Raw genomic sequence first — 18,202 nt, 5'->3', positions numbered from 1 at the left:
GAGTGCGGGCGGGTGGTGTCGAGGTAACACCAGGGCGGTGACGACGAGGTGGGCCGGTCCCCTCGGGGACCGGCCCACCGGTGGGTGTGGGTCAGTGGTGCGCCCTGCGGCTGCGGCCGGTGGCGAGGTGGTAGACGCCGAGCACGATGAGCGAGCCGAGGATGGCCAGCAGCCAGGTGCTGAGGTCGAAGAAGCCCTCGACGCCGGTGCCGAACAGGGCGCTGCCGATGAAGCCGCCGATCACGGCGCCGACGATGCCGAGCACCATGGTGATGAGGATGCCGCCCGGGTCGCGGCCGGGCATGATGGCCTTCGCGATGGCGCCGGCGATCAGGCCCAGGACGATCCAACCGAGAATTCCCACTGATTCGACTCCTTGTGTCGACGCCGCGGCTGTCGGGGGTGTTGTGGCGGCGTGCTCGTCTGGTGGGAGGGTGCCCCCGGCGGCAGTGGTCTACACCTATTCGGGGTGACGGGATTTCGTCGTGCGTCCACAGTGGATGTATTGGTGATGGGGTCCACTGAGGACTTCGGGCCGCGTTGTCCGACCGGTGAGGTGGGCGGCCACCAAGTCCGGAAAACGGGACGTGTGCGCTGGTCACGGTGTGGGTACCACTCGTGCGGGCGGCAGGGTGGAAAAGGGGCCTGTCGTCGTCTGGAGCCTGGTTCGTCGGTTCGACGAGCTCACCGGTGAGTCGCCCGGCGACACCCGGCGAGCACCGACCGGTCCTGTTCCGCCCGGCGCGCGCCGGGCGGTTCCTTCTTCGTGGGCGGAGATCTGATGGACAGCGCAGTGCCGACCGGTGGGTGGGATGTGGCCCTGGTTGCGTTCGGGGCTCCGGCGCGGGAGGCGTGGCTGCTCGCGGAGGCGTTGGCCGGTCTGGGGCACCGGGTTCGGCTGTACTCCTCCGGGGAGGCCGAGGAGGCGTGCCGCGGGGTCGAGCACGCCGTCTTCCGGGGTGCGCTCGACGCGGGGTTCGCCCAGTGGTGCGCGGCGGAGTGGGCCGTTCGTCGGCCGGAGGTCGTGCACACCCTTTCGCCCGTGGCGCGCGCGGCGATCGATCCGGTCCTCGGCACGCGGCCCACGCCCCTGGTGCACACCTGGCGCTCCCACGAGGGCACCCGGCTGTGGCCGGCGGACCGGTTCGTCGTCGGTGGGCAGGCCGAAGCGGCCGAACTGGTGTCGAAAGGGGTCGCCCGGTCCGCGGCGCAGGTCGTCGGCGACGGCGTCGACCCGCGGACCTGGACGGTGCACGGGCCCAGTGCGCCCCGCACCGGGCGTGCCCGGCTGGTGCACCGCACGGCCCTGAGACCGGGGGACGGCGTCGACACCGCCATCGCCGCCCTGCCCTGGGTGTCCGACGCCGAACTGCTCGTGCTCCGCGACGGCGATCCGGAACGTCCCGACTCGCCCCGGGAACTGCGCCGGTTGCTCGACGGGGCGAGTGCGCTCGGGGTGGCCGACCGCGTACACGTCGTGGAGGCGGAGGGGCTCGAGCACGTCGCTTCGGTCCTCAGGTCCGCCGACATCGCGTTGCACACACCGTGGTCGCCCGGGTCGGCGCAGCCGGTGGTGCAGGCCATGGCGTGCGGCGTGCCGACGATCGCGAGCGAGGTCGGATCGCTGCCCGAGATCGTGTTGCCCGGCATCACCGGAGACCTGGTTCCACCGCGTGATCCGAAGGCGTTGGGCAAGGTCGTCCGCCGGCTCCTCGGGCAGAAGGCCAGGCTGACCGCCTACTCGGAGGCCGCACTGGACCGGGTGCAGCTGCGGCACGGGTGGGACCAGGTCGCCACCGAGACGGCACGGGTGTACCGCCAGGTGATCAGCGCGCGGAAGTGAGCCGGTGTGGAGGCTCCGCGGCCGAACGCCACCATCGGCCGCGGAGGCGGGGGTTTCAGGTGCTTCCTCACGGGGTACGGGGCAGGACGTGCCATGTCACCGGGACGGGTCGCCGAAGAAGCGACCACAGCGCGGCGCGGTAGGACGTGTCCGCCGGGCTCCGCACCCGACCCGACGGATCCCCGAGGCATGACCCCGGTCGAGGACCCGGGGAGCCTCTCCGAAACCGCGGTGATGGAGGTCGAGGGTGTCGCGCTCGCGATGATCCGGGACTGGGTCCGGGCCCTGTTGACCGACGTGGCGGAGGACGACGTCGAGGACTGCCTGCTCGTGGTGACGGAGTTGGTGAGCAACGCCTTCGACCACGCCGAGAAACCACGCTGCCTCAGGATCGCGCAGGGGACGGACCTGATCCGGATCGAGGTGGACGACTCCACCCACGGCCTGCTCGTCGTCGGCCACTCCCGCCTGGGAGAACACCGCGGGCGCGGGCTGGTCATGGTCGGCAACCTCGCCGCCGCCTGGGGTGTCGAGCGCCACGAGCGGGGCAAGACGGTGTGGGCGCACGTGGTGATCACCGGCCGGGAAACCTCCGCCGAGTCGGGTTTGACCGTGCCACCCTGTGGGTAGTGGGGACGTGAAGCCTGTCCAGCCGACCGGAGGATCGACCCGAGTCCGATCTGCCCCTTCCCGCGCCGCGAGTCCGGGGAGTGGATCACTGGGGATGCGAAGGAGCACGTTCTGATGGACGTCCAGCCCGCCGGTACGAACATCGCCTCGACCCGCACCGCCGACGTGGCCGTCGTGAGGATCACCGGCGAGGTCGACATGGGCGTCTACGGCCGGACCAGGGAAGCGGTGTTCGACGCCTTCGACGGCTCCGCCGCCGGCCTGGTGGTCGACCTCACCGAGGTGACCTTCTTCGGCTCGGCCGGGATCTCGATCCTGGTGGAGGCGGCCAGGTACGCCGAGGAGCGGGGGCTCGGGTTCGCCGTCGCCACCGACGTGCGCGCGGTGGTGAGGCCGTTGACCGCGACCGGGCTGGACGGGGTGCTGCGCCTGCGACCCGACGTCACCCAGGCGACCGACGCCGTCCGCACCGCGACGACACGACTCTGAGGTGAGCGGGCGGTAAAACCCCGACAGGAACCCTTTTCCGCGTTCGGCTCTACACTCCGGCGGCTCGGTGGGTGCCGGGTGCGGTGCGGTCGGCGGGAAGGTGTTGGCGATGTCGGGCGCGTGGTCGTTGCGGCGGTGGACGTGGGTGGTGTCGGCGGTCGTGGTCGCCGTTCTGGTGGGGACCATCGCGTCGGTGTCGATCGCCATCGGTGACCTGAACGAGGCGCGGACGCGGTTGTTGGACGTGGTGGGTCCGGCGGTGGTGGGTTCGCAGCAGTTGGCGACGGCGTTGGTGGACCAGGAGACCGGGGTGCGGGGGTTCGCCTCGACCGGTGAGGCGGAGTTCCTCCAGCCCTACGAGGACGGGACGCGCCGCCAGGAGCAGGCGCACCGCGACATCGAGGCGGCGGTGGCGGCGTTGCCGGAGGTCTCGGGTGAGGTCGCCGCGGTCGACTCGGCGATCGCGGCGTGGCGCGCGGAGTACGCGGACCCGGTGATCACGGCGGTGCGGGCGGGTGCCGCGCCGCCGTCGATCGAATCGGGCAAACAGCGCTTCGACGCCGTCCGGACCGCGTTGTCGGACCTGGCGTCGCGGATCGGCGCGGTGCGGAACGGGAGCCGGACAGCGCTCAACGAGGCGTCCTCGCGGCTGGTGGCGACGTGCGTGGTGGCGATGGCGGTGCTGCTGGTCGCGATCGGCGCGGCGGTGGTGGTGATGCACCGGTTCGTGCTGCGGCCGTTGTCGGTGTTGCGGGTGCAGGTGGGCGAGGTCGCGGCCGGGCGGTTCGAGCACGCCGTCACGGCGTCCGGTCCGGTGGAGTTGGCGGAGTTGGGCCGGGACGTGGACTCGATGCGGCGGCGGATCGTGGCGGAATTGGCGGAGGCGCGGGAGCGCAACACGGTGCTGGACACGACGGCGGCCGACCTGCGGCGGTCCAACTCGGAGTTGGAGCAGTTCGCCTACGTGGCCTCGCACGACCTCCAGGAGCCGCTGCGCAAGGTCGCGAGCTTCTGCCAGTTGTTGCAGGCGCGCTACGCCGAGAGGCTGGACGGGCGGGCGAACCAGTACATCGACTTCGCGGTCGACGGCGCCAAGCGGATGCAGGTGCTGATCAACGACCTGCTGCGGTTCAGCCGGGTGGGCAGGCACTCGGACGACCACCGCGACGTCCGGGCCGCGGACCTGGTGCGGGCGGCGGTGGAGAACCTGGACGACCTGGTGCGCGAGTCCGGTGCCCGGATGGAGGTGGGCGAGTTGCCGGTGGTGCACGGCGACCCGACGTTGCTCGCCGCGGTGTTCCAGAACCTGGTGGGCAACGGGGTGAAGTTCCGCTCCGCCGCCGCGCCGGTCGTGTCGGTCACCGCCCGCCCGATCGACGACCGGTGGGAGTTCGTGGTGGCGGACAACGGCATCGGCATCGACGCGCAGTACGCGGAGCGGATCTTCGTGATCTTCCAGCGCCTGCACGACAAGACCAGCTACCCCGGCACCGGCATCGGCCTGGCCCTGTGCCGCAAGATCGTGGAGTTCCACGGCGGCCGGATCTGGCTCGACACCACCGCGGAACAGGGCACCACCATCCGGTTCACCCTGCCCGGTGCGCCTGTTCCGGCCGAACCCGAGACCGCGCGACAATCGCCTTCCCCCGATGCGGTCGACCACCGCGAAAGTCAGGTGACCCAGTGATCAGCTCTCCGGTGGAGACCGTCGACGTCCTGCTGGTGGAGGACGACGACGGCGACGCGTTGATGATCGAGGAGATCTTCGAGCAGCACCGCATCCCCAACCGGCTGCACCGCGTGCACGACGGCGTCGAGGCGATGGAGTTCCTGCGCCGCAGCGGGAACCACAGCGACGCGCCCAGACCCGCGCTCGTCCTGCTGGACCTCAACATGCCCAGGATGAACGGCCACGAGGTGCTCGACGCGGTCAAGCGGGACCAGGACCTCAAGCGCATCCCCGTCGTCGTGCTCACCACGTCGAACGCGGACGAGGACGTGGTGCGCAGCTACGACTCGATGGCCAACGCCTACGTCGCCAAACCCGCCGACTACGACGGCTTCGGCACCACCGTGCACACCATCGACCACTTCTTCTGCTCGGTCGCCCGCCGCCCGGCCTGACCCGGTCGCGGGCCTCACCGCACGGTGACGGTGCCGGTCATGTACTGGTGGATGGTGCAGAGGTAGGAGAAGTCGCCCGCCTTGTCGAAGGTGTGCCGGAACGTGGCGCCGCCGGCGAGGTCTCCGGAGGCGAAGGACCTGTCCGACGCGGTGACGTTGTGCTTCGCGGTGTCGGTGAACTTCCAGGTGACGGTGGTGCCGACGGCGACGGTGACCTGCCGCGGGGTGAAGGAGAAGTTCACGATCTCCACCGTGACGTCGCCGGTGGCGACTGACGGGGACGCCGCGGTCGACGTCGTCGGGGCCGTGGTGGTGGTCGCGGAGCACCCCGTGAGCAGGAGTGCCGCCGCGACCAGCGCGATCCGCATCTACCTGGCGGTCAGGGCGTCGGGTTTGACGGCGTTGGTGATCCCGATGAAGCTGTCGGGCACCGGGTACTCGCCGAGCACGAAGTGCAGGATCGCGGCGTGCATCGCCTCCACCGGTTGGATGGTGGCCGCGGTCATGATGCCGCCCGCGTCGGTGACGTTGGCGGCGGCGAAGGTGTAGGTCTCGGCGGCGGCCTGCTCCAGCGTGAGGGCCAGTTTCGCCACGTCCGGCACGGACTTCGCCGCGCCCAGCGCCTTGACCTGGTCGGCGGTGATCGTCAGCGGCGCGTCGGAGATGGTGGGCTTGCCCGCCTTGGTCAACACCGCGTTCCACGCCGAGGAGTGGTCCTGGTGCTGCTTCATCGCGGTCTGCACGAACACCCCGATGGCGGGCGGGACCGTGCCCAGGGTGCCCTTGCCCGCGGCGTCGAGCGCGCCGGTGTAGGCGGTGACGGCGAGGTTCTCCAGCGCCGCGGCGAGCGCGACGACCTTCAGGTCGCCGTCGTAGGTCGCGGACGCCGAGGTGGACAGCGCGGTCGAGGTGGCGGTGGAGGCGGAGTCGTCGGGGGAGCACGCCGCGGCGACGCCGAGGGTGGCGGCGCCGCCGACGCCCAGCAGGAAACCGCGCCGGCCGGTGGACCTGCCGCGGGTGATGTGCGCGAGGTTGGCGGAGAACTCGTCCAGCAGCTTGCGGACGCCGGGGAACGTCGACTCGTGCAGCTCGTCCAGGTCCCGGGTCATCGCGGTCAGCTCGCGTTCGCTGATCTGCATCTCGGGCCGCTCGTCGGTGCTCACTTGACCGCTCCTTCCTCGGCCGGGGACGCCTTCTCGGTGGGGAAGAACGCGTCGGGGAACCCGACGCTCCCGGCCGCGTCGGGCAGCTTCGCCGCGTCCGGCGGCAGTGCGATCAGCTCCGGCGCGCCGCCGTCGAGCAACGCCTTGACCGCCAACAGGATCGCCTTGTGCTGCGACTCGACCCCGGCCACGCTCGCGAACAGCTGCCGCAGTTCCGGGGTGGAGACCTGGCCGACGTTCTTGGTGTAGGTCTGCGCGGCCACGTCCTCCAGGCTGATCGCCAGCGCGACGACGTCGGCCGCGGTCTTGATCGTGGGCACGGCGGCCGTCACGACCGCGGCGTACTTGGCGTTGGTCCCGGTCTGGGTTTTGCCGCCGAGCTTGGTCACCGCGGCGTTGAACGCCTGCGCGTGCTCGGTGTGCTGGTCCATGGTCTTCGTCGCGAACGCCTTGACCACCGCGTTGGCGTCGGCGCCGCCGACGAACGCCAGCGTCAGCGCGGTCTTGTAGGTGCTCACCGCGAGGTTCTCCAGGCTGGCGGCGGTTTGCAGCACCTGCACGTCCAGCGCGGCGTCGGCCGCAGCCGGGGACGCCGCGAGCAGCACCCCCGCACCGGCCAACCCCATCGCGAGCCCGCGCCTGCTCCACCCCGTCCGGACACCACCGGAGACCGCGTCCCGAGCTTCCGTCGCGGCCTCGACGTAGTCGCCGAGATCCCGCCTGGCCGTGCGCATCGCGTCCGACTGGAGGTCGTCGGACTCGACCATCAGCTCCCGCAACCCACGTTCGTCGATGTGGCGGCCCACAGGCACTCCCTCGTTGCGCCGGAACACGACCGGCTCGGCGGATCCGGCTCGCTGCCGGCCCAGTCGATACGCGGGTGTCCGCACCCGCCAGTCGAGATTCCCGGCACCACACGATCGAGGACGGAGGACCAGGGTTCCCCGGTCGACGTGGAAAGTCTGATGTGGACAGTCGGATCCCGGGGCGGGATTGGAGGAACCGGCAGCCCCTGGAATCGCGCCGATCGACTCCTCGGCACGAGGCGACGCGAAGGGGAGCCGGTCGTGCTTCCCGACCCGCGGCACGGTGGTGCGACCGTGCTGCTGGTGGAGGACGACCCCGCCGACCGCCTGCTCATCGCCGCGGAGACGGCGTTCCGAACGTCATCGCCCGAACGGGAACGGGTGGAACCGAGACCGGCGGGTACCCCCCCTTGAGCGGCAGCGCCGAGCCGGCCCGGACCGGAACCCGGCGGCCGTTGCCTCCCAGGCGGAAGGTCGAGGTGTCCCGTGATCGAATGGCGCGCGGAGTTCTCGGTCGCGGTCGAGGGCGTGAGCTTGGCCGGGCTGCGGGAACGAGTCCGGCACGAGCTGGTCGACATGGACCGCGACGATCTGGACGACGTGCTGCTGGTCGTGAACGAACTGGTCGGCAACGCGGTCGACCACGCCGGTTCGACCGGCCGACTGCACGTGACCTGGCAGCACGGCGACGTCCTCCGGGTCGAGGTGGACGACGACTCCGCCCTCCGACTCCGCTACGGGCACTCGCGGATCGCCGAAACCCGGGGACGTGGGCTGATCATGGTCGACCACGTCGCCACCGGCTGGGGCGTGCACCACGGGACGCGGGGCAAGACGGTGTGGGCCACCCTGAGGGGGCGGCTGGGAAGACGCGCGCAGGGTCCTCGCCCGGGGTGTCGAACGGTCGGTGTGCCCCGACCTCGGTTCTCCGGCTGACGTCGGGCGTGGAGTGACCGGTGGCACCCGCAGGGCGATGTCGTCGTCGGCGCCCGCCGTGGTCGGGCACGGGTATGTCCACCGACGAGGCCCGTCGCGCCTACCGGTTCCCGTGCTTCACCCCGGCAAGACGGGCGCTCGGGGGAGGTTGTCCTCGAGACCGCGGAATGCAGGCGGTCCGGTTGAGCATGATCGACAGGCCGTCGACGTCCGTTTCGAACGGAGTCACCGCGATGCCGCCGACGTTTCCGACGGCGCGGGTCAGTTCTCGGCCGGTAGTGCCTTGTCCGGGTTGTCGAGGGGGAGGGTGATCGACAGACCGGAGGTCGAGGTCGCGGTCAGGGTTGTCGCCTCGACGGTGAGTTCGCCGAACGGGTTGGACTCGGACAGGTAGCAGACCCAGATCAGTGAGCGGTCCTCGTCCAGTCGGGCGAAGAAGCCCTCGGAGCCGTGCGAGCCCTCGCCCGCGCACGCGTAGCCACCGGGAACTCGGATTTCCCTGGTGATGTCGATGGAGGTCAGCCACTCGGGGTCTTCGGCCAGCAGTTCACCCAGGTCGAAGGATTCGACGAGGCGCAGGCCGCGCTCGTCGGCCTCGACGGCGTAGGAGCGGCCGTCGGCGAAGTAGAGGCCGTCCTCGACGGGCAGGCGGCCCGAGGACCACAGGGTGGTGATGTCGCTCATCTGCGTCTCCTGCGCCGTCCTCCGCCGCAGCCCGGAGGCAGCGCGGTCGGTCGCTCGTTCAGACCGGTGTTGGGAACCTGCTCGCCGTTGAGCCTGTTACGCGGGTCGCGGAAGCGTTCCTGGAACTTCTCGGCCCAGGTCTTGCCGGTTGGTCGACTCGGGGTGCGGGCAGACCCCACAGCGTCGATTGCTGCCGCCAGGCGGGGATCCCGTGTTCGTCGACCAGTTCCGTGGGCGTACCCACGATGTCGGTGACGATGGCGTAGAAGCGCTGGTCGACCCAGTCCTGGCCGGTGAGGGCACGTTCTGTCTGGGTGAGCGGCCGGAAGCTGTCCGGGGCGAACTCCCATGTCGTGGCTTGTCCGGCCGAGTGGGTCTGCTCGGCCAGGACCGAGCCGTCCCACGCGAAGTCGACGCGTTCGACCACCGATCCGGTGGGGGCGAGGCGCGGCTTGGCGATGCGGCGGCCCAGCGGGTCGTACCGGTAGGACCACCTCGTGCCGTCCGGTGTGGTGACCCCGACCAGGCGGTCGTCGGCGTCCCACCGGTAGTGCCAGGTGTCGGGTTTGCGGACAGTCGCTTGCGCTGTCGCAGCACGACGCGGCCCTGCCCGTCGTGCTCGTAACGCGCGTCGCCCGAAGTGCGCACCAGGGTGCCCGTGTGGGTGGTGTCGGACGCGGTGACGTTGCCCGCGGCGTCGTAGGCGTACTGCTCGCGCCATCCGGGCCCGTCGACACCGGTGACCCGCCCGAGGGCGTCGACGCGGTAGTTCCGCGACGGGCCGGACGAGTCGTGGACCGCGACGAGGTTGTCGTCGGCCTGGTAGTGGTACCGGCGGTGCGCCACTTCCCGGCCCCCGGCCGGCAGCGCCTGCCCGGTCAGCCGGTGGTTGGCGTCCCACGACTGGCCGAGCACCAGGTCGCCGGTCGAGCGGCTGATCTCGTGACCTGCCGCGTCGTAGTCGAACGCCACGACACGAGCGCCCGCGGTGAGCCGGATGGGCCGAAAGGCGGCGTCGTACTCCCAGGAGGTGGCGGCACCGGTCGGGGTGTGCCTGCGTACACGCCTGCCGAGCGCGTCGTACGCGGAGGCGACGGAGCGCCCGTTGATCGTCTCGGCGAGCACGCGGCCCAACAGGTCGCGGGTGTAGGCCAGCTCCGCGTCGGCGTTGCGGGCCCGGGTGACCCGACCGAGCTCGTCGTACTCGATGGTGGTCAGCGCGTCGCCGCAACGCCGCTCGACGATGTTGCCCAAGGGGTCGCGGGTGAACGCGGCGGTCTGGCCCACGCCGTTGACCCGTTCGACGAGCCTGCCCGCCGCGTCGTGCCGGTAGGTCAGCACGCGGCCGTTGAAGTCGGTCTCCCGGACCAGGTTGCCCGCCGGGTCGTACTCGTAGCGCCAGACCAGGCCCTGGGCGTTGGTGACAGCGGTCAGCCGCAGCGTCCGGTCGTAGTCGAACCCGATCCGGCTTCCGTCGGGCCGGATTTCGGCCGCGGGCAGGTTGAAGTGGGTGGTGACGACCCTGCGTGCCAGACCCAAGGGGTCGACGTGTTCGACTTCGTTGCCCTCGGCGTCGTAGCGCCACCGCTCCGTGGCCCCGTCCGGGCGGGTGCGACTCAGCGGTTTGCCCTCGACGGTCCAGGTGTGCTCGGTTCGTCCTCCGAGCGGGTCGATCACCGCGGTGGCACGGCCGAACGCGTCGCGGATGTACCGGGTTGTCGCGCCCGCCGCGTCGGTGACCGCGATCGGGATGCCCGCGCCGTTGGTCCTGATCCGCCGCACCCCGCCGAGGGCGTCGGTGACGGCGCGTCGGTGGCCGCGGTCGTCGTAGGAGTAACTGGTCACCGCGCCTGCCGGGTCGGTCTCGGCGAGCAGGTTGCCGCGCTCGTCGAAGACCTGCCGCCACACCCCGCCGTCGGGTGCGATGAACGTGGTGACCGTGCCGTGCTCGTCGTACTCGGCGATGGCCTGGGTGCCGTCGGGACGGGTGGTGGTGACCAGGTTGCCCGCTTCGTCGTAGGTGAAGCGGGTGGTGTGCCCGAGCTCGTCCACGCGGGCGACCAACCGGTCGGACTCGTCCCACTCCTGGGTCACGGTGTTGCCCAGCGGGTCGGTTCTGGCGGTCAGGCGCCGCCGGGCGTCGAACCGGTAGGTCGTGGTCGCGCCGAGTGCGTCGGTGAACCGGGTCGTGCCCTCGCCGTACTCGAACGTGCCGTCGAGGAACCCGCCTGACCCCTCGTTGCCGACGCACCGGCCGTGCGCGTCGTAGCGGTAGCGGTACCACTCGCCGTTGCGGTCGGTCCACTGCGTGATCCGGCCCGCGTGGTCGTAGTCGAACCGCATCGGTCGGCCGGAGGAGTTGACGACCTCGATCAGCCGGGTGTCGTCGTAGCCGAACCGGACGACGCTGACGTCGGCGCCGCGCAGCCGCAGTTCGGTCACCAAACCCCGGTCGCTGTCCACGTCGACGTGGTAGCCGCCGCTGTGCCGCACCGCGGTGACCGTTCCCGCCGTGTCGCGGTCGAAGTCGATCCGGTTGCCGTTGCGGTCGGTCACCGCCGCGAGCGGGCCGTCGGCGCCGAACCACAGCGTGCGCCCGGTGTCCCGCTGGGTGATCGAGTATCCGTCGTCGACTCGTGCCGGCGGCCACCGCGGTCCCACCTCGGGCAGTACGGGGTGCCCGGCGGGCTCCGGGTAGACCAGCACCATGCCGTCTTCCGCGAGGAACAACGCACCGCGTGCGTCGAACTCCAACCGCTGGTCCAGTGTGGACGCCCAGGACCGCCCGAACGAACGGCCCGCGCGGTAGGACGACACGTGGGTCCGGCCCAGCGCCGGCGCCGGCACGCCCGGCAGGTCGAGGTCGGTGTGGGCGAGGATCATCTCGCCGCTGACGACGTCGATCGGATCGTTCTCGCAGACGCGGTCGGGCTCCGGGGTCCTGGTGTCGTTCGGGTCGGCGGGACGGTGGGGGCTGGTATCGGTCGAGGTTCCGCTCGGGGATGTCGTGCCGGAGGGCGATGGGGTGCCTGACGGGGACGTGACGTCGGTGGAGGCGCTCGACGGCGTGGTGGGGGAATCGACGTCACCGATCTTCGGGGCATCGGTCCCGGGGGTGTGGGGAGCGCTGGACGGGCTGGTGGTGCCGGGACTGCCGGGGCCGTCGGCTTTGCGGCCGAGTTTGCCCAGCTTCGCCATGATCTCGCCGAGTTTGTCGAGGACCTTGCGGATGCGCGGGGTGACGTTGCCGATGGTCTTGACGAGCTTGCGGACGAGGTCGGCGATGCGGTTGCAGACGCGGGCGATGGTGGAGGTGGCCTGGGCGACGATGAGCGGGGTGGCCAGGCCGAGGGTGGCGACGGCTTCCAGGGCCCAGGTGATGAGTTTGCCGACGACCTCGGCGACCAGGTCGCGGATGAGTTCGCGGACGGCGGCGACGACCTCGCCCATGATCATGACGCCGGTGCCGATGCCGTCGGCCAGGGTGCCCGCGCCGGCGATGGCGTCGGCGGTCTGCGCGGCGTGCCCGCGGTAGCCGTCGGCGGCGGCGCCCTGCCAGCCCGGCGCGTCCTGGGTGCCCAGTTCCTCGGCGATGCGGGCGACCTCGGCGGCGACGTTGGACCAGGTCTCGCTGAACGCGCGGATCACCGGCGGATCGCCCGCGAACCAGTCGAGCGCCTCCTTCAACGGCTGCACGTGCTCGATCAGCCACGACACGCCGTAGGAGGCGACGGTGCCGACGGGGTCGATCACCATCGACAGCACTTCCAGGCCGACGCCGACGCCGCCGAGCCCGGCCGCGACCCAGCTGCCGTCGGAGACGCCCTGCGCCAGGTCGCCGGCCGACTCGGCGATACCGATGCCGGTGACGGCCGTCGTGTCGCTCTTCGCCGTGGCGACCAGTGGCTGGTTCACGTGTCCATCCCGTCGAAGCGCGCCGATTCGCCGGTCTCCTGGGCGTCGTAGGCGCGGGAGGTCTCGCGCAGCCTCGCCGCGTTGTCCGACACCGTCTCCGCCGCCTTGGTCAACGCCTCCACGCCCATGTCCTCGAAGGGCTGGAGCAGCATCGCGAACGGTTGGCACACCACGCCGTAGGCGGAGTCGTTCATCGCCACCGTGCGCGCCGCGTCCGCCGCCGCGCGCAGCCGGTCCGCCAGACCCTCCACCCGACCGGCCAACGCGCCGATCTCACCGGTGACGGCCTCGTACCCCGTCACCTCAGGTAGCTGTCGTCGTCGAAGTCGCCGTCATCGCCGGGCGGGCGGGTCGGTGACGGGGGCCGGACGTCGGGCTCCGGCCGGGGGAAGTTCTGCTCGGCCACGGCCACGATGTGCCGCCCCGAGGGGGTTTGGCCCACCGTCTCCCCGACGATCCGCGCCAGCTCGGCCGGATAGCCCGCCTGCGCCTTGCCCATCGCCTCCATCACGGCCGCGGCGATCTGCTCCGGCCGCAACCGTGACACCCCCTCGGTCATGGTCACCGCACCGGGAATGCCGTTGGGCCCCACGGTCACGCTCACCGCGCCACCGGCGGCGGAGGCGGTGATGGAGATCCGCTCGACCTCCTGCCGCATCGACTCGTACCGGGCGGCCTTCTCCTCGGCGTCGCGCTCCCAGTCGTCCACCAAGCGCTGCACACCGTGCCGATTCACCCACAAGATGACTGGTTCGGTCCAAAACGCTCGACCCAACCGCCGGTGCCGCCCGCAAGATCCTCCGTCTCGGGTGGGCGGACGTCGACGCATGGGCGCGGACCTCGATCACCTGATTCACGCACAGGCGTCCGACGTCGTGGGAGGACGATGGGAGGAAATCGGGAGAAGTCGACGTGTGGCAACAGGGTCGAGTTGTTCGTCATTTCTGGCTGGATCTTGCCGACTGAGTGACCACGGCCTCGGTTCGCGGTCGGAAATGTGGTCCATCGTCGTGGCGCCGGCGGACGAACCTCCCCGGGTGCGTCCGTCCGGCTGATCGTGCCGGGCCGTGGCCGATCCGGTTCTTTCTCGTTCCGGTATGGACAATTCCACTATTCGGGGCGACTGGGCATGGTGTGGGGGCGCAGGAGGCGCGGCGGACACATCACCCCGCACATGGCACTCGAACGGCTGACGGTCGCGCCGGGTGGGCCGGGGTACCCTGGCGATTGAATCGCCAGTTCCAGCCTTGTGTGAATTCCGTCGAATCCACTGGTTCACGCCAGAATGCGAGGGCAATTTCGTGCTGGTCAAATCGATTGCGGTCGTGGGTGCGGTAGCGGCGCTCCTCGCGGCCGGAGCTGTGCCGGCCACCGCGCTCACCGAACCCACTTGCCGGCCGGCCTGGTCGGCTGCCACCAAATACGTGCCCGGGGACGAAGTGCAGTGGGAGTCGAAGAACTGGCACTCCAACTGGTACAACGACGACTACTACCCCAGGGATTGGGGGCCCGGAGTGTGGAGCTACTTGGGCCCGTGTTCGATTTGGTGAGGTAGCCGCGGTCGCCTCGAGCTCATCGCGTGCTCCCGAGGACCCGACTCTCTCGAACCTCGCTGCCCGGTCGTTGCGCAGATCGTCGCACGGCCGGGCACGCCATGTCGGGAAACCCGTGCAGGTCGACGAACGGTTGCCCGACGGGAACCCTTCGGTCGGCGGCGTGCTCCGGCGGAACGGTGCCGACCGCGGTGCCTGGTGAGCACGCCGGCCGACAGCCGAACGCGCGGTGACGTCGGCTCACCGGGCACGTGGATGTAGTGGTGGGTCCTGGGGGTCAGGCCTGATCGGTGTCGGTCGTCGTTGCGGGGGTGGTGGCGGGCCGGTTGCGGGTTTCCAGTTTGATGCCGCACTTGCTCGCCAGGGCGATTCCGGCGCCGATCGTGGTGGCTACCGGGGCGGCCAGTACGGCGACCACGCCCAGGGCCACCGGCACTTCCAGCAGTACGTCGTTCTTGCTGTCGCGCACGACCACGCGGCGGTTGATGCCCTCGTTGACCACACCGCGGACCGCGTCCACCACGGCGTCGACGGCGGCGCGGGGGGACTCGGGCTGGAACTCGCTCATGACTCTCCTCGGACTGCGGATTTCCTCGACGTCTCCAGAGTGCCGGCAGTCGGACCCGGTGCCATCAGGGATTCCCCTGATCCCGGCTGAGTCGACCCTGACCGACTGCTGCCGCGTGGGCGGGAAGTGGCGGGGCGCAACGGTGGATCGGGCGATTCGCCTGCGGCGTCGGGACTTTCTGTCCTTTATGGACAGTGATCGACGGGTGGGAAGTCTGTTCATCCAATGAACCGGTGCGTTGTCGTCGGCTTCGTGGCTGCACAGACTCGCCGCGCGGCCCGGTGGCTGACGTGGAATCCCGTCGAGTGGTCAGGAGTGGGCTGATGTCGGAAATCGACCGGAGGGACGCGCCGCGGGTGGCGACGTCCGACCTGTTCATCGGCGGCCGGTTCGTGCCGGCGAGCGGTGGTCGGTACGTGCGGACCGTCGAGGCCGTCGACGGCACGCCGATCGCCCGGGTCGCGGCGGCGACGGTGCGGGACGTCGACCTCGCGGTCGAGGCGGCCGCGGCGGCGTCGGCCGGGTGGGCCGGGTTGCCGCCGGCACGGCGGCGGGACGTGCTGGCGCGGGCCGCCGTGTTGTTCGGCGAACGGGCCGAGGAGCTGTCGGCGATCATGGGGCGGGAGATGGGCGCCACCCGGCCCTGGTGCCGGTTCAACGTCGACGTCGCGCGGGGGATGCTGGTCGAGGCCGCGGCGCAGGCCTATTCCGCCGTGGGCGAGGTCGTGCCGTCCGACGTCCCGGGCTTGACGGCGCTCGGAATCCGTCAACCCGCCGGTGTCGTCGTGGGCATCGCGCCGTGGAACGCGCCGCTGATCCTCGGCGTCCGGGCGGTCGCGATGCCCCTGGTGTACGGCAACACGGTCGTGCTCAAGTCCTCCGAGCAGACGCCGCTCACGCAGGCCGCCATCGTGGAGGTGCTGCACGACGCCGGCGCGCCCGCGGGCGTGGTCAACCTGATCAGCAACGCGCCCGAGGACGCGCCCGCGATCGTCGAGGCGCTCATCGCCCACCCGGCCACCGCGCGGGTCAACTTCACCGGTTCCACGAAGGTGGGCCGGATCATCGGCGAACTGGGCGGGCGGCACCTGACCCGGGTGGTGCTCGAACTGGGCGGGAAGGCGCCGCTCGTCGTGCTCGCCGACGCGGACCTGGAGGCCGCGGCGGCGGCTGCCTCGTTCGGGGCCTTCGTCAACCAGGGCGAGGTCTGCATGTCCACCGAGCGGGTGGTGGTCGAGCGGTCGGTGGCCGACGAGTTGAGCTCCCTGCTGGCCGCGCGGGCGGCGAAGCTCGTCGTCGGCGCGCCGGACGACGACGCCGCCCAGATCGGCCCGCTCGTGCACACCGGTGCCCGCGACCACGTGATGGCGCTGGTCGAGGACGCCGTGCGGCACGGCGCGGAGGTGCTCGCGGGCGGCACCGCCGACGGTCTTTACGTCCGGCCGACCGTGCTGCGGCACGTCACCCCCGACATGCGGATCTACCGCGAGGAGACCTTCGGCCCGGTGGTGTCGATCATCGAGGTGGACGACGTCGACGCCGCCGTCGCGACCGCGAACGACACCGAGTACGGGCTGTCGGCGGGCGTCTTCTGCCGGGATGGCGGCCTGGCGCTCGACGTGGCACGCCGGATCCGCTCGGGGATCTGCCACATCAACGGCGCGACCGTGCACGACGAGCCGCAGATGCCGTTCGGCGGCGTGGGCGCCAGCGGCTGGGGGCGGTTCGGGTCCCGCGCCGCCCTGGAGGAGTTCACCGAGCTGCGGTGGATCACGCAGCAGTCCGGCGCGCGCCACTACCCGATCTGAGCACGTCCACCCCCTGCTCGAGGAGACGACCCACGTGACCGACGCGAACCCCGCCACCGACGACGCCCCTCCGGGCCCGGACACGACCGTGCGGGAGGCGGTGTTCGAGGTGCTGCGGCGGCACGGGATGACGACGATCTTCGCCAACCCCGGGTCGACGGAGATCACCTTCCTGACCGGGCTGCCGGACGACTTCGACTTCACGCTCGCGCTGCACGAAGGCGCGGTCGTGGGCACGGCCACCGGCTGGGCGATCGCGACCGGCCGGCCCGCGTTCGTCAACCTCCACACGACCGCCGGGTTGGCCAACGCCGCGGGCGCGCTCGCGACCGCGCGGACCAACCGGGTGCCGCTGGTGGTCGTGGTCGGCCAGCAGGACCGCCGTCACCTCGCGCACGATCCGTTCCTCGCCGGTCGGCTGACCGGGCTCGTCGGCGAGTACCCGGTGTGGACCGGCCACCCGGCGCGGGCGCAGGACGTGCCCGGCGCGGTCGCCCGCGCGCACCACGAGGCGGTCACCGGCGCGGGCCCCGCGCTGGTCGTGGTGCCGATGGACGACTGGCTCCGGCCCGCGGCGCGACTCCGCCCGGCGGCGGCGCTCGACATCCGCCGGGGACGGCCCACCCTCGGTCGGGAGATCGACGGGCTCGCGGCCGTCCTGGACGACGCGCGGTCGCCGGCGGTCGTGGTCGGGTCCGCCGCGGACAGCGAGTCGGACTGGGCCGCCGTCGCCGCGCTGGCCGACCGCCTCGGCGCGCCGGTGTGGCAGGAGCCGTTCGGCGCGCGGGCGGGCTTTCCGCAGGACCACCCCGCCTTCGCGGGGCACCTGCCGCCGGCGCGGTCGGCGGTGCGGTCCGCGCTGGCCGACCACGACGTGGTCCTGGTGCTCGGCGCGCCGGCGTTCCGGCAGTACCCCTGGGAGCCGGGTGACATGGTCCCCGCGACGAGCACCGTCCTCCAGGTGACACCGCACGCGGACGACACCCACCACAGCATCGCCGACCGCGCCTTCGTCGCCGACGTCTCATCGACCTGTCAGGCACTCGTCGGCCGCATCCGTTGCCGGGAAAGGAAGTTCTCCGCCCGCCCACCGGTGACGCCCCTGCCGCCGCCGCGGCCCGGGGAGCAGTTGCGGCCCGGTCACGTCTTCGACCTCCTGGCCCGCGACCTGCCGCGGGACGCGATCCTCGTGGAGGAATCGCCGTCCAGCCGGCCGGAGTTGCACCGCCGGGTCCCCGTCCGCGCGCCGCTCGGTTTCCTGAGCGCCGCCGCGGGCGGCCTCGGGTTCGGCCTGCCGGCGGCGATCGGGCTCAAGCTGGGCGCACCACGTCGTCCCGTCGTCGCGGTGCTCGGTGACGGGTCGTCGCTCTACGGCATCCAGGGGTTGTGGAGCGCCGCGCACTACGGCGTCGGCGCGCTGTTCCTGGTGCTGTCCAACGGCGGCTACGCGATCATGGACCGGCTCGCGGAGCAGTCCGGGCGGGGCAAGCAGCCGTGGCCGTCGTTCTCCGAGGTGGGCATCGCCGCGATCGCGGCCGGGTTCGGCTGTCCGGCCCGCCGGATCGGGGACTACGACGAGCTGGCGGCGACGCTCGCCGAACACCTGCCCGCGCTCGCCGGGCGGACGAGCCCGCTGGTGCTCGACGTCGAGGTGGCCGCCGACCCGGCCTACGGGTGAGCGCT

General features: G+C 71.5%; 17 protein-coding genes and 1 pseudogene. 8 read left to right on the top strand and 10 right to left on the bottom strand.

All coding sequences use genetic code 11. The features are described 5' to 3' along the window. Positions 1-91: 91 nt before the first annotated feature. Positions 92-364: a GlsB/YeaQ/YmgE family stress response membrane protein gene (locus AB0G50_RS16040; protein WP_360108178.1), complete on the bottom strand. Its 273-nt coding sequence runs from the start codon at positions 362-364 to the stop codon at positions 92-94. A gap of 417 nt (positions 365-781) precedes the next feature. On the opposite strand from AB0G50_RS16040, the gene AB0G50_RS16035 reads away from it, so the two are divergent. The 5 genes from AB0G50_RS16035 (at position 782) to AB0G50_RS16015 (ending at position 5,086) form a co-directional block, all read left to right on the top strand. Continuing rightward, on the top strand, positions 782-1,843 hold the full coding sequence (locus AB0G50_RS16035) for a glycosyltransferase family 4 protein (RefSeq protein WP_360108175.1): 1,062 nt from the start codon (positions 782-784) through the stop codon (positions 1,841-1,843). Positions 1,844-2,032: 189 nt separating this feature from the next. Beyond that, positions 2,033-2,473 (top strand): ATP-binding protein, encoded by a 441-nt coding sequence (locus tag AB0G50_RS16030; RefSeq protein ID WP_360108172.1) that lies wholly within the window; start codon positions 2,033-2,035, stop codon positions 2,471-2,473. Between the two features lie 114 nt (positions 2,474-2,587). After that, positions 2,588-2,962 (top strand): STAS domain-containing protein, encoded by a 375-nt coding sequence (locus AB0G50_RS16025; protein ID WP_360108170.1) that lies wholly within the window; start codon positions 2,588-2,590, stop codon positions 2,960-2,962. 109 nt (positions 2,963-3,071) lie between these two features. Then, positions 3,072-4,649, top strand: coding sequence for an ATP-binding protein (locus AB0G50_RS16020; protein WP_360108167.1), 1,578 nt, complete (start codon positions 3,072-3,074; stop codon positions 4,647-4,649). Next, positions 4,649-5,086 carry a response regulator gene (locus AB0G50_RS16015; protein WP_360108359.1) on the top strand — a complete coding sequence of 146 codons (438 nt, stop codon included), beginning with the start codon at positions 4,649-4,651 and terminating at the stop codon, positions 5,084-5,086. Before AB0G50_RS16020 ends, AB0G50_RS16015 begins: the two co-directional genes overlap by 1 nt. Positions 5,087-5,100: 14 nt before the next feature. Here the strand turns inward: AB0G50_RS16015 and AB0G50_RS16010 are convergent, their stop codons facing one another. Genes AB0G50_RS16010 through AB0G50_RS16000 form a run of 3 tightly spaced genes read right to left on the bottom strand, consistent with a single transcriptional unit; the run spans position 5,101 to position 7,055 of the window. Next, positions 5,101-5,454, bottom strand: coding sequence for a plastocyanin/azurin family copper-binding protein (locus AB0G50_RS16010; protein WP_360108164.1), 354 nt, complete (start codon positions 5,452-5,454; stop codon positions 5,101-5,103). Next, positions 5,455-6,249 carry a ferritin-like domain-containing protein gene (locus AB0G50_RS16005; protein ID WP_360108161.1) on the bottom strand — a complete coding sequence of 265 codons (795 nt, stop codon included), beginning with the start codon at positions 6,247-6,249 and terminating at the stop codon, positions 5,455-5,457. Further along, positions 6,246-7,055, bottom strand: coding sequence for a ferritin-like domain-containing protein (locus AB0G50_RS16000; RefSeq protein WP_360108158.1), 810 nt, complete (start codon positions 7,053-7,055; stop codon positions 6,246-6,248). The genes AB0G50_RS16005 and AB0G50_RS16000 overlap by 4 nt, the downstream gene beginning before the upstream one ends. A gap of 486 nt (positions 7,056-7,541) precedes the next feature. On the opposite strand from AB0G50_RS16000, the gene AB0G50_RS15995 reads away from it, so the two are divergent. After that, complete coding sequence (locus tag AB0G50_RS15995) at positions 7,542-7,991, top strand: ATP-binding protein (RefSeq protein ID WP_360108155.1); 450 nt, start codon at positions 7,542-7,544, stop codon at positions 7,989-7,991. 261 nt (positions 7,992-8,252) lie between these two features. Here the strand turns inward: AB0G50_RS15995 and AB0G50_RS15990 are convergent, their stop codons facing one another. The 6 genes and pseudogenes from AB0G50_RS15990 to AB0G50_RS15965 form a co-directional block, all read right to left on the bottom strand. Then, positions 8,253-8,675, bottom strand: coding sequence for a hypothetical protein (locus tag AB0G50_RS15990; RefSeq protein WP_360108152.1), 423 nt, complete (start codon positions 8,673-8,675; stop codon positions 8,253-8,255). 58 nt (positions 8,676-8,733) lie between these two features. Beyond that, positions 8,734-9,396, bottom strand: coding sequence for an RHS domain-containing protein (locus tag AB0G50_RS15985; RefSeq protein WP_360108357.1), 663 nt, complete (start codon positions 9,394-9,396; stop codon positions 8,734-8,736). Next, positions 9,387-11,558, bottom strand: a pseudogene (locus AB0G50_RS15980) (DUF6531 domain-containing protein); the annotation flags it as partial. The pseudogene AB0G50_RS15980 and the gene AB0G50_RS15985, both read right to left, overlap by 10 nt. Positions 11,559-12,586: 1,028 nt before the next feature. Next, the gene (locus AB0G50_RS15975; protein ID WP_360108149.1) at positions 12,587-12,892 is read right to left on the bottom strand and encodes a type VII secretion target; all 306 of its coding nucleotides are present in this window, start codon (positions 12,890-12,892) and stop codon (positions 12,587-12,589) included. Continuing rightward, positions 12,889-13,311: a YbaB/EbfC family nucleoid-associated protein gene (locus tag AB0G50_RS15970; protein ID WP_360108146.1), complete on the bottom strand. Its 423-nt coding sequence runs from the start codon at positions 13,309-13,311 to the stop codon at positions 12,889-12,891. The genes AB0G50_RS15975 and AB0G50_RS15970 overlap by 4 nt, the downstream gene beginning before the upstream one ends. A 1,109-nt stretch (positions 13,312-14,420) precedes the next feature. Further along, positions 14,421-14,711: a DUF4342 domain-containing protein gene (locus AB0G50_RS15965; protein ID WP_360108143.1), complete on the bottom strand. Its 291-nt coding sequence runs from the start codon at positions 14,709-14,711 to the stop codon at positions 14,421-14,423. A gap of 323 nt (positions 14,712-15,034) precedes the next feature. Between AB0G50_RS15965 and AB0G50_RS15960 the strand changes: the two genes are divergently transcribed. Both AB0G50_RS15960 and AB0G50_RS15955 read left to right on the top strand, forming a co-directional pair. Beyond that, positions 15,035-16,519: an aldehyde dehydrogenase family protein gene (locus AB0G50_RS15960; protein ID WP_360108140.1), complete on the top strand. Its 1,485-nt coding sequence runs from the start codon at positions 15,035-15,037 to the stop codon at positions 16,517-16,519. A gap of 34 nt (positions 16,520-16,553) precedes the next feature. Then, complete coding sequence (locus tag AB0G50_RS15955) at positions 16,554-18,197, top strand: thiamine pyrophosphate-dependent enzyme (protein ID WP_360108137.1); 1,644 nt, start codon at positions 16,554-16,556, stop codon at positions 18,195-18,197. The last annotated feature ends 5 nt before the right edge of the window (positions 18,198-18,202 follow it).

Source organism: Actinosynnema sp. NPDC020468 (assembly GCF_040642015.1).
GTDB lineage: Bacteria > Actinomycetota > Actinomycetes > Mycobacteriales > Pseudonocardiaceae > Actinosynnema.
This window is presented reverse-complemented; position numbering and strand designations above follow the sequence as displayed.

Excerpts from the sequence above, each read along its gene's own strand:
- AB0G50_RS16035 (WP_360108175.1), top strand. The coding sequence starts at position 782 with ATGGACAGCGCAGTGCCGACCGGTGGGTGGGATGTGGCCCTGGTTGCG.
- AB0G50_RS16030 (WP_360108172.1), top strand. The coding sequence starts at position 2,033 with ATGACCCCGGTCGAGGACCCGGGGAGCCTCTCCGAAACCGCGGTGATG.
- AB0G50_RS16025 (WP_360108170.1), top strand. The coding sequence starts at position 2,588 with ATGGACGTCCAGCCCGCCGGTACGAACATCGCCTCGACCCGCACCGCC.
- AB0G50_RS16020 (WP_360108167.1), top strand. The coding sequence starts at position 3,072 with ATGTCGGGCGCGTGGTCGTTGCGGCGGTGGACGTGGGTGGTGTCGGCG.
- AB0G50_RS16010 (WP_360108164.1), bottom strand. The coding sequence starts at position 5,454 with ATGCGGATCGCGCTGGTCGCGGCGGCACTCCTGCTCACGGGGTGCTCC.
- AB0G50_RS15990 (WP_360108152.1), bottom strand. The coding sequence starts at position 8,675 with ATGAGCGACATCACCACCCTGTGGTCCTCGGGCCGCCTGCCCGTCGAG.
- AB0G50_RS15985 (WP_360108357.1), bottom strand. The coding sequence starts at position 9,396 with ATGGCGCGAGCAGTACGCCTACGACGCCGCGGGCAACGTCACCGCGTC.
- AB0G50_RS15965 (WP_360108143.1), bottom strand. The coding sequence starts at position 14,711 with ATGAGCGAGTTCCAGCCCGAGTCCCCCCGCGCCGCCGTCGACGCCGTG.
- AB0G50_RS15960 (WP_360108140.1), top strand. The coding sequence starts at position 15,035 with ATGTCGGAAATCGACCGGAGGGACGCGCCGCGGGTGGCGACGTCCGAC.